Here is a 16978-nt window from a genome sequence, read left to right as displayed (position 1 = left end):
ATGAATTCATCGCGTAACTCCTTTGAGATGATGTGTTTTAGCAGATTCATTATACTTCAAAGGTGTGGTTACGCGATATTTATTTGTTCAAAAAGTTGTAAACTGCTGTATTTGATATAAAAGCAGTAGTTATTGGTTATCAGCCAGGTGGAGCCATCTTTTTCTTTATGCTTTTTGCATCTGTATATTATACTTGGGTTGATTTGAATAAAGCGAGGTTAAAAAATTGTGAGTAATGTTCCTTTCTTTTCTATTATTGTACCTGTATATAATGTTGAGCATTATTTAGGGGAGTGTATTGATAGTGTGATTAGTCAAACATATGAAGATTATGAAATCATTCTTATTGATGATGGATCAACGGATAATTCAGGTAGTATTTGTGATTTATATAAAAAAAGATTTGATAATAAGATTAAAGTCATTCATCAAAAAAATGGAGGCTTGTCGAAAGCTAGAAATACAGGAATTTTTTATGCACAGGGAATTTATATTATTTTTTTGGATAGCGATGATTATTTTTTGGATAAAAATGCCTTAAGCAAAATTCGAGATAAAGCGGAAAATCAAGATTTAATCGCTTTTGAATGGAAAGAAATACCTGATAATTTAAAAGATTCTGATATTGCAACCTTTTATCCTAAATATCCACTAGAAAAAATTTTTGATGGCAGGGAATTTTTAGAAAAGAGTTTATCAGCTTATCCTGGAATGCCTTGGTATGCTTGGCGATTTGTATATAGGCGTCAGTATATTCAAGAATATAAATTACTGTTCAAAGAAGGTCGGTTGTATGAAGACGTCTTATTTACTCCTAAAGCAGTATTATTAGCAAAATCGGTTAGTATTTTAGCCTATCCTGTATATGGATACCGAGTAGGCCGATCAGGTTCGATTACTTCTACTGTGAAATATAAAAATTTATATGATCATTTATATGCCTCTGTCTATAATGTTAAATTGGTCAATAGTATGTCAGGACTGACGGATAATTTAAGAACAAGGCTATTGAGCAATTTTGCAGAAGGTTATTTTTCAGTAATGATTAATGTATATGCTTTACCTACTAAAGAAGAAAGAATCAAGATTATTGAACAACTGAGGATGCATCGAAATATTGCCCAATATGCTAATGGTAAGAAGCAGGTAATTGCCAGGGCTATTATGAATACTTTTGGAATTATGCCTGCAATATGGTTATTGAATATGCGTAGGGTTATCAAAAGGATGTTAAAATGATGAAATATATATTATTTTCGATTATTGTTCCCGTATATAATGTAGAAGACTACTTAATCGAATGTGTCGAAAGTGTCTTGAAGCAAAAATTCGTGTCTTGTGAGATTATATTAGTTGATGATGGTTCTACTGATTCCTCGGGAGATATTTGTGATAAATTGGCTAATCAATATAATGAAATTCGTGTTATCCATCAACAAAATGCAGGATTATCAGCAGCAAGAAATACAGGTATTAAAAATAGTCAAGGAGAATATTTGGTTTTCTTAGATAGTGATGATTTATTATATGAAAATAGCTTGCATAATTTGGCAATAGCAATTCGCCAACAAACACAACCTGATTTTATTATTAATCGTAGATGTACATTTCATAATGGTTCAATGACTTTGTGCCAATATAAGTTTACAGGAGATATTATTTCCTTAAAGAATACTTGTAGTATATATCAAATGTTACAAAAATTTCCTGATTGTTGGTTAGGGGTGTGGATCTTTTCAGTGAAGAGGCAATATTGTTTAGAAAAGGGGTTGTTCTTTTTTGATGGATTGTTACATGAAGATGAAGAATGGGTTCCAAGGCTGTTTTTTAATACAAATAAAATTGGATTTAATAATGAAATATTATATTGTAACCGTATAGAAAGAGAAGGCTCTATTACGGCGACATTAAATATTAAGAGAGAATTTGATAAGTTAAAAATTATTGATTTGTTGCATAATGAATTCCAGAAAGGTAAGTATTCTGATGAAGTTCGAGCTATTGTCTACCAACGTATGCAGAAGTTATTTTTTGGTATTATATGTGATGCAAGGCTATATAAAGGTAATAAAAAGTATGGTACATTATTGCAACAAATTTTTGAGCATCGTATATATATGAAGTCGGCTCAAAGATCCATCTACAAGTTAACTTATCAAGGCATTGCGATTTTCGGAACAGATATTACCTGCCGTCTTCTCGCTATGATCAATTCATTGAAAAAGAGATAAGCAATGATATATTTGATTCAACTAATTTATCAATTTCTTTTGCCACCCGGGATCTTTTTACTATTGTTTTTTATTTATCTTGTCTATGAAAAGTATTCTTATAAGAGACATTTGTTTTTTAGCTTTTTATTAATATGTTTCTATTTTTCGACGACAGGCATAGGTAATTATTTACTTGTAAAGCCGTTAGAAACTGTATACACATATCCTGAAAAAATTGATGGAGATGTGCTATTGATGTTGGGAAGTGGAGCTATGCAACATATCCCAGATGTTGATGGAGACGGACAGCCATCTCCGATTATGTCTAAAAGTATGCTGACAACAGCTCAGTTATATAAAAAGACAAAATATCCTATTTTGATTTCTGGTGGAGGAACTCATGATGTTGATATTAGTGAAGCCGAAATAGCTCAACGAGATTTTTGTAATTTATCCATTCCAGAAAATAAAATATTTATAGAAACTGATAGTCGAAACACGGCTGAAAATGCTAGAAATTCAGCTATCATATGTAAAGAACATAATTGGAAAAAGCCGATTCTATTAGTTGCAGCGATGCATGCTCCTAGGGCTGCTATGCTTTTCCAGAGAGAAGGCATCGATGTAGTTGTATATCCTACGTATTACCGATGCGATATTGACAAGCGAGGAATTTCTTTTGTTGATTTTGTTCCATCTTCTGGCAATTTGGATAACACGGCAATGGCTATTAAGGAATATTTAGGGATTTTAGCAATTAAAGTGAAAGTACAATAGGAGAATAAAAAAATGATACCTAAAATTATTCATTATTGTTGGTTTGGGGGAAATCCTAAGCCTAAAAATGTTGAAAAATATATTGAGTCGTGGAAAAAGTATTGTCCTGATTACGAAATCAAAGAATGGAATGAATCGAATTTTGATTTAAATGAAAATACTTATTGTAAAGAAGCTTATGAAGCTAAGAAATGGGCTTTTATTACAGATTATGTTCGGCTAAAGGCTTTATATGAATACGGTGGCTTTTATATGGATACAGATGTAGAAGTTGTCAAGTCTTTGGAACCATTGCGAATTTTTGATGCAGTGTCTGGATACGAGGCCCCGACTCGTATCCCGACAGGAACCATGGGTTCCTGTCGGGATAATGAATGGATTGGCATGTTGTTACGGTATTATGATAATCGCCATTTTTTAAAGAAAGACGGTAGCTTTGATTTAACTACAAATGTCGAAGTCATTACCCATTTAACTAGTCAAAAATATGGGTTAGTATTTGATGGAGAAAAGAAAACTTTCGGGAATAATATGGTTTTGTTGCCCTTTGATTATCTTTGTGCTAAAGACATGAATACTGGTAAGGTAAAAGTGACAGATAATACTTTTACAATACATCATTTTACTGGTTCTTGGTTTACAAAACATGAACAAACGATTCGTAAATTTTATAAAGTTGTAAATTCTATATTTGGAATGCAAGTTGGCAATATAATAACCAAGCCCGTGCATTGGGAAGAAGGTGCGCGGTTGAGAATAAAAAAATATGGAATACGCAAAACCATAGAAATATATAAGAAAAAAATATTTGATTAAAAGTATATTTATAATAATATTTTGATATTTTAAATAATTATCAGCACTTTACAACTTTTATGCTGCCTCGGAAGTTGACGAAGCGAGTTTACACAAGGCCTGAACTAAGTCCGTTGGGTTTTTTGCAGTTTGGGCCTTAGCGACCAAACTGCAAAAAAATATTTCACGCTGTATTTGCCAGCTTATATGGCTTCGCAGCTCTTGTGGACTGGTGTTTTGGTACTTCGCAAAATGATGAAAACGAGGGGACGGGAACGATTGCAGCCTATGGCTATTTTAGAATTAGATAGTGAGAGAAACTATTCCAGGCTCTACCAAAGATAGGATGCTGAATATCGTGGGAATGGGATGCATCCAAAACTATCCAACTATGCGAGCCGCCTCAGAGCAGCCTACGAAATCGGTGGAATTTCAATGATATTCAGGCGCTTATTTATTGATTAATTTACATTTTTTTATAAATAACGTTTGACTCTATGGAGAAAATAATTATGCTTTTATTCATTATTATTTTTCTTGTAGTATGGGGGCATGTGGTACAGCAGACATCGAATGTTTCCTGCTGGCCTGTGCAGGAAGACAGTGTGATGCGTCTCATCTATACCATGCATATGCCCTTGTTTATGGGGCTCTGTGGCTATTTCTTTTACTTTTCTATTCAGAAGTGGTCATCTGTTCATACGTATGTCATAAGGAAGCTGCCTTCCAGGCTGGCCGGGCTGATCATTCCCATGATTTCTTTTGGCCTAATCAAGATTGCCTGCGATGTATTCTGGAGTACACCTATACCCCATACGACGCTTCCATTTCTTAGGTACTGGTATTATTCAACTATGGGAATATGGTTCTTGGGAGATGTAGCTGTCAATACGGTGATAGTCCTTCTGGCTCTTTATTTTTGTAAGGGTCATTTCAAGCATGATTGGAAATACTTTGCCTTATTCGCACCACTATCTATCGTTCCGTATGTGTCTTATAGGAACCCTCATATGTACTTTTTCTTTGCAGCAGGTTATTGCCTGCCGGCTTATGTGAAATCAGATTTCCGCTATTTTATTAAGTACTGGAAATGGGGACTTGTCCTTTTCGTCGCTTCTTATATTGCTTTTTCAAATATGCCCTGGCCACCGGAAGACTTTTGGTATGACTATCACCATCAGTCAATTCTGCAGCTTGTAGTAAATGACAGTTTAAAGATAAGCCTGGGAGTCACAGGCAGCTATCTGGCTCTGATTTTCTTGTACAAGCTGCTTCCCTATATGAAAGAAACTCCACTATATCACCTAGCAGCAAAGGAAGGACAGTATACATTAGATATATACTTGATTCAAATCATTGTCATCGAAAAACTGCTTGGCCCTTTTTATAAGCAGCTTGTCAGTCAAAGCGACATAAACTGGATCAATGAGTATGGACTTATTGTTAAAGTAGTAAGTACGTTAGTGTTAGCGGCCATTCTCTTAGGAATTGTGATGGGAATCAGTCGTTTGTGTCATAAAAAACAGTATGTTTCTAAAATACTATTTTGGAAATCATAGGAGTTATTAGTCAGTGTTGGGATTTTGCAAAATGGTGAAAACAAGGGGATGGGAACGATTGCAAGGCCAGCTGAGCTATAATCAGCCAGGTTAGGAGAAATTGCGTTGGCCGTGTCGCTGTAGAAAAATATGGAGAAAAGAAACGAAACAGGCTACCAATAATCGAATTTTCGAGGTATAATGAATTCATCGCGTAACTCCTTTGAGATGATGTGTTTTAGCAGATTCATTATACTTCAAAGTGTGGTTACGCGATATTTATTTGTTCAAAAAGTTGTAAACTGCTGTTATATTCAGGGAAAGGAGCAAAAATTATGGAAATTTATGATCGCGCTTTTCCAGGAAGTATTGTAACGCCTATAAAATTAAAAAATGGAGAAAGCATAGAGTTAGCATGTTTTATTGAACATCGATTTGCCTTATATTATTGGCTAAAGTGGCATGAAAAATACGACCGCTCTATTTCAATATTGTCGATAGATTATCATACAGATACAATGCCAGAACGTTCAGAACATCAATTTTCAAAAGATAAAGAACCAATTCTATCTATTTGGCAAGATATGGATGAAGGGAATGATACTCAAATTTGTGCAGGATTATCAAATGAGTTATTGGAGCACGCCTATATTTTACATAAAGGTGATGATAGTACGATGAATAATTGTGAATCTATCAGCTATTATAATCATCCTGATAAGTTGTTTTCGGCAGATAGAATCTACGGGGAAGAGGACCTGTACCTAGATATTGACTTAGATTATTTTACGAATGGAAAATCAGATGAGCATAGCTGTAAGATATTACTCCGTGAAATGGAACAATTATTCACTACAGATAGAAAAGAATTTTTATTTCCGAAAATTCGAGGGATTACTGTAGCACTAGAACCCATTTATTGTGGCGGATTGTTTAATTCACTCTTGCTATTATTGAAATTACAAAAAATACTTTTTGATGGACAGATAATTGGTGATTGGCCATATTGTTAAAATGGGAAAGAACGTTTTTTTAGCAGCACTTTACAACTTTTTCTCTGCTGACCGAGCGATGAACAGGCTTTTCAGTGGAACCGATTGTCATGATAGTTAAAGTAAGAGCGCAATGAATCGAAAAAACGCGATTGTTAGTAGATTCGAATGCAATCGAGACAAATTTTTTGTTAGATGAGGTGGAAAAATGCCTGATATAGTAACTCCTAAAATTCTGCAAAATGTTCCTGTTGGCAAAGATGAATTTGCCAGCCAATCACAAGAACATATTGCAGAGTCAATTAAAAATTTAATTCTGAATATTGATAATGAAAAAACACCGATACGACTTATAGGTATTGAAGGCGGATGGGGAACTGGGAAAAGCAATTTAGTAAAAATCCTAGAAAAAAAACTGAAAGGTAAAGGTTACTCTTTTTTTCTTTATGATGCTTGGGGACATCAAGAAGATTTACATAGACGTGCTATCATTGAAGAACTTTCAGATTTTGTTGATAAGGAAAATATTTGTAGTACGTGTGATAAGTTAGCAGATATTAGGGAAGAAACGTTAGGAACAGAAGTTTTAGTACGGACTGTTCAGAGACCTGAGTTTTCATGGGCTTTTTTTTCAGTGTATTGGGGATAGTTTGTCTTCCTCTAGTTGAACTTATTCATGAAAGTGATATTGTTAAGAATTTGCCTCTCTTTGAAAAATTTCCTTTCCTGGGATGGATTTTTAATGCAATACCCGGATTGTTTTTTATAATAGCGGTTTGGGTTATTATTCGAGAAGCCTTTAACGAAGCTAAAAGACAAAGTCAATCTGGCGAGAAGATAAAGAATATAGGATTCTTTTTTTCTTGCCTTAAAAATAAGACCTTACAAGTCTATCGAAAAAATGAAGAAAAAAACACTACGGCGAAGAGAATAAATCAATTTAATCCGTCGTCTAATTCATTTAAAAACTTCCTTCATGCGCTTGACGATGGGCTTCAGCAAAATAAGTTGGTTATCGTAATAGATAACATTGATCGAATGAATAAGGAAAAAGTTAAAGACATATGGGCTACGATTCATATGTGCTTTTCAAGTGCAGCTGAATTGCATAATATCCTTGTTTTAGTGCCGTTTGACAAGAATAAAATTAGAGATGCTTTTTATCAGGAAGAGGAGAATGAATTAAATACCGCGAATGATACTGATAAAAAAATGACTACATATGATACAGAAAAAATTAATCAATTGGCTTTGGTTGATGATTTTATACAAAAGACGTTTTCTTTAGTATTTCGTGTCTCGTTACCTGTTTTAAGCGATTGGGAAGCTTTTTTTAGAGAGCGTTGGACAGATGCTTTTAAATCCGTTCAAGATGAGATTGAATTTGACTATGTGAAAAGAATTTTCGATGCTTTTACCAAAGTGATCACACCTAGGAATATTATTGCATTTATTAATGAGTTTGCGACCATCAAGTTGTCGGGGGTTGATAATCAAATTAAATCAAGATATATTGCTATTTTTATTAAAAAGCAGAATTATATTTTATCTAATATTACAAATGCTTTGACTAAATTTGATTATTTAAAGCCATTAGATTATTTAGTTAATCAAGATGGAGGAGATGAATATTTTAAATCTATCGCATCCTTGATTTATCAAGTGCCTCTAGACAAGGGACTTCAAGTTGCCTTGTCTAGACCATTGAAGCAGGCATTGGAAAATCAAGATACGAATGAAGTTGAAAGAATCTCGGCTAATCCTAATTTTGATTCTATGTTAGGAGAAGTTTTAAATCATATAACTAATATGGGAAATGCTGTCATTGCATTATCTCAGTTAAGTCAGGATAAATTTCAGAGTGAGGACATCTATCAAAATAGATGGGATGATATTTTTAGCCGTATAATGAATTGGGATAAAGGACGAGCATATCATGAAGTTATGGATTATCAGTTAATATTGCTCGATAAAATAACGCGAGAAAAGAAAATTACATATATTGAAGATATTATTAAAAATTTATACAGTATTAGCGATGAGGAATTTAATGCAAATACTTTTTCAAATAATATCGATCAGTTGGATTCTGTAATGAAAAAATACCAAATCGATATTTTTAAATTCCTTAGTGAACGAAAATGTAGCCTTGATCAGTACAAAACTTTTATGTCATCTGGGAAGCATTTACGCAATTATAAATTGGTTTGCGATGCAAAGCAAATCAATGATTATTTGGCTCAATATCCAATAGAAAATATAAGTGACATTGATTACATCAAAGAATTGTTAAAATGCCAGTATGATTTGTCGGAATATAAAACTTTTTTAGAGCAAAATGTAGTAAATACTACAAGCTATGATAGTTTTAAAGGCTTTATTGGTGTTTTAAAACAATTTCCAGGTGTTGTAAAACTTGAAAATTTAGCATGGAGTACCTATACTTCAATTTTTTCACAAGCGGATAAGCAAAATGATTTTTATTATGATTTAGTCGCTATAGGCTATTCTCATTTTTCGTATAGTCAATTAAATGGGTTAGGCAACTTTCTTTCTTCCAATGAAGAGGAGCAAAAGCGCCTTATTGAGCCTGTTCGGTCTGTAATTTCAGATTATATATCCTCAGCGGGTCTTTTTATGCAATTAGTGGATGATTCAGGTTTAGGCAATAGTGAGTTTTATAAAGCTATTTGTCATGCATTGATAGCATCAAATTGCAAAATTACGGAAATAAGGATTCTCCCTCGTCTTAAAATGATAGAAGATGTTTTAGGGATTCAATTTAATCAATGGGAAGCGGCATTCAATGATCTTCCTGTTGCAGATATTAGTGATGATGCTATTATTTCATCACTACCCATTGATGTATTAAAAGAAATACAAACTGTTCCCAACAGCAAGCTGTATGATCACTGCAAAAGTAGAATTAAGAGTTATTTAGATACTAAGGATACCGGAAGTTGGAAATCTGTCATTAACAATGATTTAAATACGTATGATATTCAAGTTGGATTGCTTATCTCTTATCAGTGGCCTTCAAGAGCATATGAGGCTGTTAAAGCTTATTTGAAAGAAAAAGCAGAGAATAAGCAAACTCCTACGGATATAGAGAAATGGCATAATTTTATTGGCGTGTTAAAAAAATCTGGCCATGAATTAGCGCAATTAGTTTGCGATATATATGGCATTTTTCTTAAATCCAGTATTGATGCTCCATCGTTTAAATTTTGGATATCTTTTTTTGATGAATACATATTTAAAAAGGAAGGTCCTAAAAAGGATACACTGCGGTGCATTTTTCCGGTAATTTTGTTGGATGATGGAGAATGTTTGAAATGGATGAATGACCATAGCAGAACTATTTCAACCATATATGATGCTGCTGAAATTCAGCAAAGCGATTTTTATAGAGCACTTATGGAAAGAGCTACTGGAGAGAGTGTTAATCCTGCTGCTAGACGATTAGCAGTACGAATGAACTTTTTACCTTCTGATGTCCTTAAAAAGAATTTACAGTCATAGTGGTTGGGGGAAAATATGCAGATTAACACGCAAAAGAAAGACATTATATGGAATTACTTGGGGATATTTTTCTCCCTTGGGTCACAGGTTATATGGTTGCCCGTCCTGATTCACTATTTGCCGCCAGATATTTTGGGTTTGTGGTACGTATTCGTTAGTATTGGTGGTATGGTTGAACTTATTGATAGTGGCTTTACGCCGACTCTGAGTCATTGCATGACTTATGCGTGGAGTGGAGCTATGGATTTAAAGAAACAGGGCGTTGTCTTTTCTGGTGAACGAAGTGGACCGAATTACGCTTTGGTTTATGGGATTTTGAGTACTTGCCGGGTCTTATATTTCGGCATTGCCTGTGTAGCTACCTTAGTTATGGTCAGTGCTGGTACGTTGTACGTGCAGCGCATCGCCTCGGCCTATTTATCTTGGCAAGTTTATGCTACTTGGATGCTTTATATAGCATCAACCTTTATTAATCTTTATATAGGGTACTATGCTGTCGTCCTCGTCGGTATCGGCGATATTTTTCATAAAAACCGGGCACAGATTTTATCGAAAGGTGCCTTTTTGATATTAGGAACACTCGGCCTTGTTTGTGGCTTTGGGATTCTCAGTCTTGGCGTGGCTTATTTTGCCAGCGGTTTTGTTTTACGCTTTTTGTGTAAATATTATCTCATCAAGGCCCACAAGTTTGATGAATTATTCCGAAAATATCGCCATCAGACAGATTATTCCAAGCGCCATGTTTTAGCTATGATGTGGCCCAATGCCTGGCGGGATGGATTAGTTACGGTAACGGCTTATCTGACAGGGCAGGCTACCGTACTAATGAGTAGTGGTTTCCTGACTCTGTATGAAACGGGGATTTACTCTTTTTCCATGCAAGTTGTCAATGCCTTGATTAGTATCGCCTCTGGTATGTTCAGTGCCTATGTTCCGGCAATCCAGTCGGCCTATGTATCCCGCAACTGGAAAGTTATGAAAGATTTATACGCGAAGTCCATGGTCTGTGCCTTTCATCTCAGTTTCTGGGGCATCATCGTTTTTGCAGCGATTGGTATTCCCATCGTACAACTCCTGCGCCATGACTTCGTCATTGAACGACCGGCCTTCCTGATGCTGGCACTGTCAATTTACCTCTTGAACCGCCATCGAAGTTCTGCCTGCTTTATCAGCACTATGAATAAACTGCCATATACCTTCAGCTTTATTTTCTTTGGCGTCATCAGCATCAGTGCCACCTATATCGGACTAGCCTACTTCCATTTAGGATTATGGGGCCTCATCCTTATTCCCTTAGCGGTCCAGTCCATCTACAATAACTGGAAATGGAACCAAGTCGTCAATCGCTATCTGCATACCACAGAAATCAGATTGATGAGACAGGGAACATCGGATCTTATGCGGATAATTGGGAACAAAGTATTTAAAACGAAATCATAAAAATAATCCGGCTGCGGTGAAATTACTGGGCCGGATTGTTTTTTTTGTTTCCTTTTTTGGACAAGCATAGTATAATAAAAATTATTACCCTATATTGTCGAAAAAGAGGGGAGCAGAGCTAAGTTGTTCAGCTTTAGTTTTTTTATTGGAATATATAAGTAGGTTGTTATTTGTGGTGTTAACATGTTGTGATTTGATTAAAAAAATAGAAGCGGAGTATTCTCAGGAAGAGATTGTTTCAGGCTGTAAAGTTTTGAATCAATCCTATAATATTTTTGATCTTCCCGAAAGGCAATGGCAGCAGTTAGCTTATTCTTTTCCGCGGAGCATAAGCTGTTTGCAAAAATTATCCGAAGTATGCTCTCCTGGAAAAGTTATTAATGCTTTATTGATGAAGTACTATCCTTGTGAACGGGTTATCAAATATTATTTAATAAAAAAAATGACCCATTTAACTGAAAATATAGTAGCGTTTGAAATGAGTATAGGTTCAAGCCGTATTGATTTATGTCGAATTAATGGACATACTTATGCCTACGAAATTAAGACAGAATATGATACTTTTAAACGCTTGTCAACACAATTGCCGAATTACCAGAAAGCTTTTGATTTTGTCTATGTTGTGACTCCTCTGCAACGAGTGGAAAGTTTAAAGCCATATCTCCCGGAAAGATGTGGCATTATTGCCTATACTTTAAAGAATGGATTATGTAAATTTTCCCATCAGAAAAAAGCAGAAAAAAATAAAGGCGACCTTGATTTTTGCATAAAAAATTTTTCTTCATCTGAATTAACAATGTTTATAGAAGCGTTATCAAATTTAACATGCCCAACTAAACGCATTGAAAAGGAAAAAATAGCAATATCCCTGGTGGGAAAACGAAATGCTTGGGCCGTATATCGGAAAATTTTAAAAAAACGTTATGAAAAAAAATGGAATTTTCTTGTAGCTAATATGGAACATATACTGCCTATCGATGTACAAGAATTTTTCCGGTCAACTATGTCAGTAGATGGATTTTATGAATAATATTTATCCCCGTTATGAGGAGTTTCATAGCGGGGATAAATGGTGTTAATGCGAGTTTTCTTTGGCGTATTCGTTCATTGTATAAATGTAGTGACTCATGGTAATCCCTTTCCAGATAGCTTGACTTTTTCCTGTATAAGGATCAGTTGGGGTTGTGATTTTTTCTATTTTCTGACAACCTGGACAAGATTTATGATGATTAACTGAAAATTCGTTCCAATATTTACTTTCTACAATGCTAGGGGCAATGTATTCGGAAAATTCTGAGAGTTGTGCAGCTCGGCCAACAAAGGATATAAAGCAGTTATTATCTTTTGAATAATATATCCCTGCTGGACTGATACGTCCTCCATTAGTAGGTAAAGACGAGGTAATTCCGGCATAATCACCGAAACCATCGCAGTGGATTTGTACGTAGTAATCTCTTAACCCATTGTCGATTTCAGGAATAGGGCTTTTATCTTTTAAATCTTTATTATAGAGATTGTTAGGTCTGTTATCATTTAAGACAATTGTAGTGCAATTTTTTTCCTTTTTTAAATTTTCTGCTGCATTCCAGACAGGTTTAAATACGGGATTACTATAAGGTGCTGTCCCGATGTCAATAAGCAAATAGCTGTTTTTATCCAAGAGATTTTCTAACACAGGGACGCAGTCTAAAAAAGTAGATGCTTGTATACGAAATGCTATTTTTATAAAATGTTGATGTAACTGATAAAAGTCATCTTTTAATTTATTATGAATTTCTACAGTAGAAAGTTCTGGCAAATAGGATATTACAGGAATTACCTGTTCGGATACTTCCTGTAATTGCATTAATTCCGTGATATAAAATCCCGATTGACGATTTACTTTATTCAAGTACTCTTGAATACTTTTTTGGGTATTATTTAGCTTTGTTGAGCGAAAGAAATCTATGAATAGTTGTTGGTGGTTTTCTTTTAATAATTCTTTTATTTCATCTAAAGAGGTATTCTTAGCATTTGTTTTAGTTTTTTCTTGGACTAATTCTATTAGCGGGATAATGTATGGACCCCATAATTTCTTTTTTGTAAATTCCTCAAAAATATTCATTTCAACAGTACGGTTTTTTAATATTGGAATATATAGCATAGTTATCACCTGCTTTTTGCTTTAAAATCTAGGTAAGATGCCAGACCGTCGAGACCTGGGTAAATAAAGGAACGATTAATTCCAAAATGATCAAGGCTATTAAGGAATTCTGCGTGACATTGTTTTTTTATTATCAATTTAGTTATTTGGCATTCTGCATCATTTATTTTTGTTTTATCTAAAGGCTGCATTGGATTTTTATGAACTGTAAATAATCCTTTTTGAGCAATGATTCTCTGATTGATATAGGGAGGAATGTATAATATGATTTCATCTTCAATCTCAAACGGATTGTCATACTCCATGTGATTTGAATTAAACTGCAAAGAATTTATGATATATATGGCAGAATCATTAGTGGCATTTTCAACAGAAAAATGAGCAGCAATTAATGGATTTTTTGTCCAGTCTAGATACCGAGTGGGGAGACCAAAGTGTTGAGCTGTAGCCAATGACTCCCATGGTGATATATTTCGTAAATCATCGTAAGGAACTGCCATTTTACAAAAGTCATCCCAAAGTTTATTTTCTAAATTAGAAAGTTCTTCACTGGAATAAGTGCCACCCGAATGTTTTTTTACGTAAACTTCTCTACCTATTTTAGGAATTAATTCATAGTCTATATCATTCACTCCTCGAAAGATGAAATCATCTGTGAATTTAGCATCGTACAAAAATTGAAGAAATTTTTCAAATGATTTGATTTCAACGGAATCGATGTTAGTCTCTTTTTTCATGTCAGCACCTCACATTTTAGAGGATGAAAGATAAATATATTTTATATTTCCCGAATAAATCTTCTTAATTGAAGTATACTATTTTGTTTAGAAATTAGCAAGGATTTGTCTTGCTGTGATGCGATTAGATGCGTTAAGGAGGATAAAAAATGCAACTGTTTAAAACGTATTTACAAAATGGAATATGTATTGATGATTCATTAAGAAATTATGAATGTGAAGATTTCTATATACAAAAATTAGAATATCCCAAAAATACATTTACTTATTCTTATGATTCTTTGATTCATGAGGCGTTGAACAAATTAGTGCTTATATATGATGTAATTACATGTAGATATTTTCCGGATTATGAAAGGTATCAATCTCAGTGCTACAATATACCGAGTATATTTCTTAAGGCTGGACTTGAATCTGATTTTCCAGCTTCGAAAGAAGACCTAGAAAAGTATCTTGGGGAATATTCCCGCGACAAGTTGTTATTGAAGGTAGTGCCTGATTTAAATAAGTTTATTTATGTAGGAGATTGTCATTATTTAGTAAGTTCCCTTCAAAACCTATTAGAAGAAGTGAATCGCTGTTTTATAAAGTTTTATATTAAGTTGGCGGAAGCGGGTCCATTAGATACGGAGATCGAAGGGCGTGATGATGGTATTTATTGGTCGGCCTCCTCTCAGATACGAGATGTACATGCTTGCGTAGAAAATTATTTTATTAAAGCTAATGCTGTATTAGATTTATTTTGTAAAATTGTTTATGAAATTGAAAATATTAGAGATGATTTCTCTATAGTACCTAGATTTAAAAGCAAAGATAAATTATGGTCTGCAAAGAGATTTCTTAAAATGAACAAATTGCCTGGTACTATATTTGAAGAATGCGATATCATCAATATGATTATTGCAATACGAAATCAGGTTATTCATAATGGAACGTTAGAAATATATCCTAAGATGTTTTATCGTCTTCAAAATAAACAGATTATCGAAAGATTCATACTATTTCCAGATATGGAAGGAGCTCATTTTGTCACTTTTAAGAACAGAAATCATTTTTATCATAATAGACACAAAGTTAATGACTTTTTAATTGCTGTACACAAAGAGTTTTTGAACAGAGTGCTTACTACTGCTGAATCATTGCTAAAATTTTATCCCATTGATTCTTTCTATGAAAAATGAATTATATGAAAAATAGACTATCAATTCGAAATAAAAATGTGGAAATTATTATAGGGATGTACTGTTGTTGATTAAGATTAGAAAATAAGAATGTTTAAACTACGTCTGGTGAATTTTTTTGCGGTATGGCCAATTGTTCGCGGCGGGCCGCCCTGACCGGGACGGCCCCTACGATGGCCCTGAGTGGGGCATATTTGTTTGATGGCGTAAAATAATTGGAGAAAGGCCGGCTCATTTTGTAATGAATATAGATGAAAAATAAATTTGGTGAATATTATGAAACATAGGTGGCTTATTTTTCTTTGTTTTTTGCTTGTTTCTGCTGTCATCGGTGTGATTTGGTGGCATTCTATGCAGAATGGTGTGGCTTCACATGCCGAGAGCCGGCGCATGCTGGCTTTTGCCTTGTCACATCTTCAGGGGACGCAGCTGGCACCGTATTTAAGCGACGGGCATATCCGGCGCTTGGCGCATTTGACGGAATATACGACATTGGGCGTCGTGTTGAGCAGTTTTTCTGTCTTAGTTTCGCGGCGCTCTCATAAAGTTTGGGTGCTCCTGATTGGAATCAGCGTGGCCGCGATTGACGAATATATTCAGCTGCTTTCCGGTGGCCGGACGTCGACGTGGCATGACGTGGTGCTCGACGGTGTCGGTTGTATAATTGGCATTGTTTTAGTCATGGTCATCCGGGGAGTGAAGCGGGGCATCTGTGCCATACGAAGATAGGGCCAGTGGCCTGCGTTATTATCAAGTCTGCTCGTATATGATATAATTAACGTTATAATTGAATTATATTAAGGATACATAAGGAAGGTGGTTCGGTGAGTCGTATGGATCGGGATTTTGTGGTATCACAATTTACGCGGTACGTCCAGGGCTTTGACCAAAAGGAAGAAGGCGTCCGGCTGAAGTATGCTCATTCTTTGCGGGTGAGCGGGTTGTGTGAACAGATTGCTCTGAGTCTGGATTTGTCTCAGGCTGATGTGGATTTGGCCTGGCTCATCGGCGTCCTCCACGATATCGGCCGCTTTGAGCAGCTGCGGGAGTATCATACGTTCGTCGATTATCGGTCCATGGATCATGCCAAATACGGGGCGCATTACTTGTTTGCTGACGGCCATATCCGCGATTTTCTGGACGATATGAGCCAGGATGATGTGATTTGTATGGCTATTGACCAGCATAATGTCTATCAGCTTCGCCGGGATTTGACGCCGCGGCAGCAACTCTTTTGCCAGCTCATCCGCGATGCCGACAAAATCGATATTTTCCGGGTTTATGTCATGTATATGCGCCAAAAGAAGAATATCTGGAACGTCGACTGGTCTGACTTTGAAAACCAGCCTATTTCCGATGTCGTCATGGCTCAGGCCCGCCAGGGGAAATTGGTGCGGACGCAGGATAAGAAGACTTTCATGGATTTTTATGTCGGCGCCCTCTGCCTCTATTTTGATTTAGTCTATCCCAAGAGCCGGCAGCTGGCGCGGGAACAGGGCTATCTCGATAGGCTCCTCGATTTCCATTCACAGAACGTCGATAGTGAAGGGAAATTGGATGAAATCCGACGATTAGTCCGCGGCACAGGAACATTGCCTCAGCCCTCGTTTACTGGTACAATATATAAAAATATATAGTGT

General features: G+C 35.4%; 15 protein-coding genes. 13 read left to right on the top strand and 2 right to left on the bottom strand.

The features are described from left to right. Positions 1–228 precede the first annotated feature (228 nt). The 10 genes from ACFCTO_RS07915 to ACFCTO_RS07870 all read left to right on the top strand — a co-directional run bounded on the left by ACFCTO_RS07915 (position 229) and on the right by ACFCTO_RS07870 (position 12307). Positions 229–1239 (top strand): glycosyltransferase, encoded by a 1011-nt coding sequence (locus ACFCTO_RS07915; protein ID WP_481324971.1) that lies wholly within the window; start codon positions 229–231, stop codon positions 1237–1239. Then, entirely contained in the window at positions 1236–2231 is a 996-nt protein-coding gene (locus ACFCTO_RS07910; RefSeq protein ID WP_481324972.1) for a glycosyltransferase family 2 protein, read from the top strand. The genes ACFCTO_RS07915 and ACFCTO_RS07910 overlap by 4 nt, the downstream gene beginning before the upstream one ends. A 3-nt stretch (positions 2232–2234) precedes the next feature. After that, entirely contained in the window at positions 2235–2990 is a 756-nt protein-coding gene (locus ACFCTO_RS07905; RefSeq protein WP_418519450.1) for a YdcF family protein, read from the top strand. A 12-nt stretch (positions 2991–3002) separates the two neighbouring features. Continuing rightward, positions 3003–3806 carry a glycosyltransferase family 32 protein gene (locus tag ACFCTO_RS07900; protein WP_418519453.1) on the top strand — a complete coding sequence of 268 codons (804 nt, stop codon included), beginning with the start codon at positions 3003–3005 and terminating at the stop codon, positions 3804–3806. A gap of 491 nt (positions 3807–4297) precedes the next feature. Beyond that, positions 4298–5344: an acyltransferase family protein gene (locus ACFCTO_RS07895; RefSeq protein WP_481324973.1), complete on the top strand. Its 1047-nt coding sequence runs from the start codon at positions 4298–4300 to the stop codon at positions 5342–5344. 314 nt (positions 5345–5658) lie between these two features. Next, positions 5659–6336: a hypothetical protein gene (locus tag ACFCTO_RS07890; RefSeq protein ID WP_418519459.1), complete on the top strand. Its 678-nt coding sequence runs from the start codon at positions 5659–5661 to the stop codon at positions 6334–6336. 187 nt (positions 6337–6523) lie between these two features. Further along, positions 6524–6964, top strand: coding sequence for a P-loop NTPase fold protein (locus ACFCTO_RS07885; RefSeq protein ID WP_499876679.1), 441 nt, complete (start codon positions 6524–6526; stop codon positions 6962–6964). Continuing rightward, positions 6934–9837: a P-loop NTPase fold protein gene (locus ACFCTO_RS07880; protein ID WP_499876678.1), complete on the top strand. Its 2904-nt coding sequence runs from the start codon at positions 6934–6936 to the stop codon at positions 9835–9837. Before ACFCTO_RS07885 ends, ACFCTO_RS07880 begins: the two co-directional genes overlap by 31 nt. A 15-nt stretch (positions 9838–9852) precedes the next feature. Further along, the gene (gene wzx, locus ACFCTO_RS07875; protein WP_499876677.1) at positions 9853–11277 is read left to right on the top strand and encodes an O-unit flippase-like protein; all 1425 of its coding nucleotides are present in this window, start codon (positions 9853–9855) and stop codon (positions 11275–11277) included. A gap of 193 nt (positions 11278–11470) precedes the next feature. Continuing rightward, positions 11471–12307, top strand: a complete 837-nt coding sequence (locus ACFCTO_RS07870) for a sce7726 family protein (RefSeq protein WP_481325515.1) — start codon at positions 11471–11473, stop codon at positions 12305–12307. A 45-nt stretch (positions 12308–12352) separates the two neighbouring features. On the opposite strand, the gene ACFCTO_RS07865 is transcribed toward ACFCTO_RS07870, so the two are convergent. Next, positions 12353–13420: a beta family protein gene (locus ACFCTO_RS07865; protein WP_418519474.1), complete on the bottom strand. Its 1068-nt coding sequence runs from the start codon at positions 13418–13420 to the stop codon at positions 12353–12355. Positions 13421–13425: 5 nt separating this feature from the next. Further along, on the bottom strand, positions 13426–14157 hold the full coding sequence (locus ACFCTO_RS07860; protein ID WP_418519477.1) for an FRG domain-containing protein: 732 nt from the start codon (positions 14155–14157) through the stop codon (positions 13426–13428). A gap of 149 nt (positions 14158–14306) precedes the next feature. On the opposite strand from ACFCTO_RS07860, the gene ACFCTO_RS07855 reads away from it, so the two are divergent. The 3 genes from ACFCTO_RS07855 to ACFCTO_RS07845 all read left to right on the top strand — a co-directional run bounded on the left by ACFCTO_RS07855 (position 14307) and on the right by ACFCTO_RS07845 (position 16975). Further along, positions 14307–15338 (top strand): hypothetical protein, encoded by a 1032-nt coding sequence (locus ACFCTO_RS07855; protein WP_499876676.1) that lies wholly within the window; start codon positions 14307–14309, stop codon positions 15336–15338. A gap of 276 nt (positions 15339–15614) precedes the next feature. Continuing rightward, a complete protein-coding gene (locus ACFCTO_RS07850; RefSeq protein ID WP_418519483.1) occupies positions 15615–16067 on the top strand; it encodes a VanZ family protein in 453 nt (150 codons plus the stop codon). Positions 16068–16171: 104 nt separating this feature from the next. Next, on the top strand, positions 16172–16975 hold the full coding sequence (locus ACFCTO_RS07845; RefSeq protein WP_499876681.1) for an HD domain-containing protein: 804 nt from the start codon (positions 16172–16174) through the stop codon (positions 16973–16975). The last annotated feature ends 3 nt before the right edge of the window (positions 16976–16978 follow it).

It is taken from the genome of Megasphaera indica, assembly GCF_046614755.1.
Classification (GTDB): domain Bacteria; phylum Bacillota; class Negativicutes; order Veillonellales; family Megasphaeraceae; genus Megasphaera; species Megasphaera intestinihominis.
The sequence above is the reverse complement of the archived record's forward strand: the minus strand, read 5'-3'. Positions and strand labels throughout refer to the sequence as shown.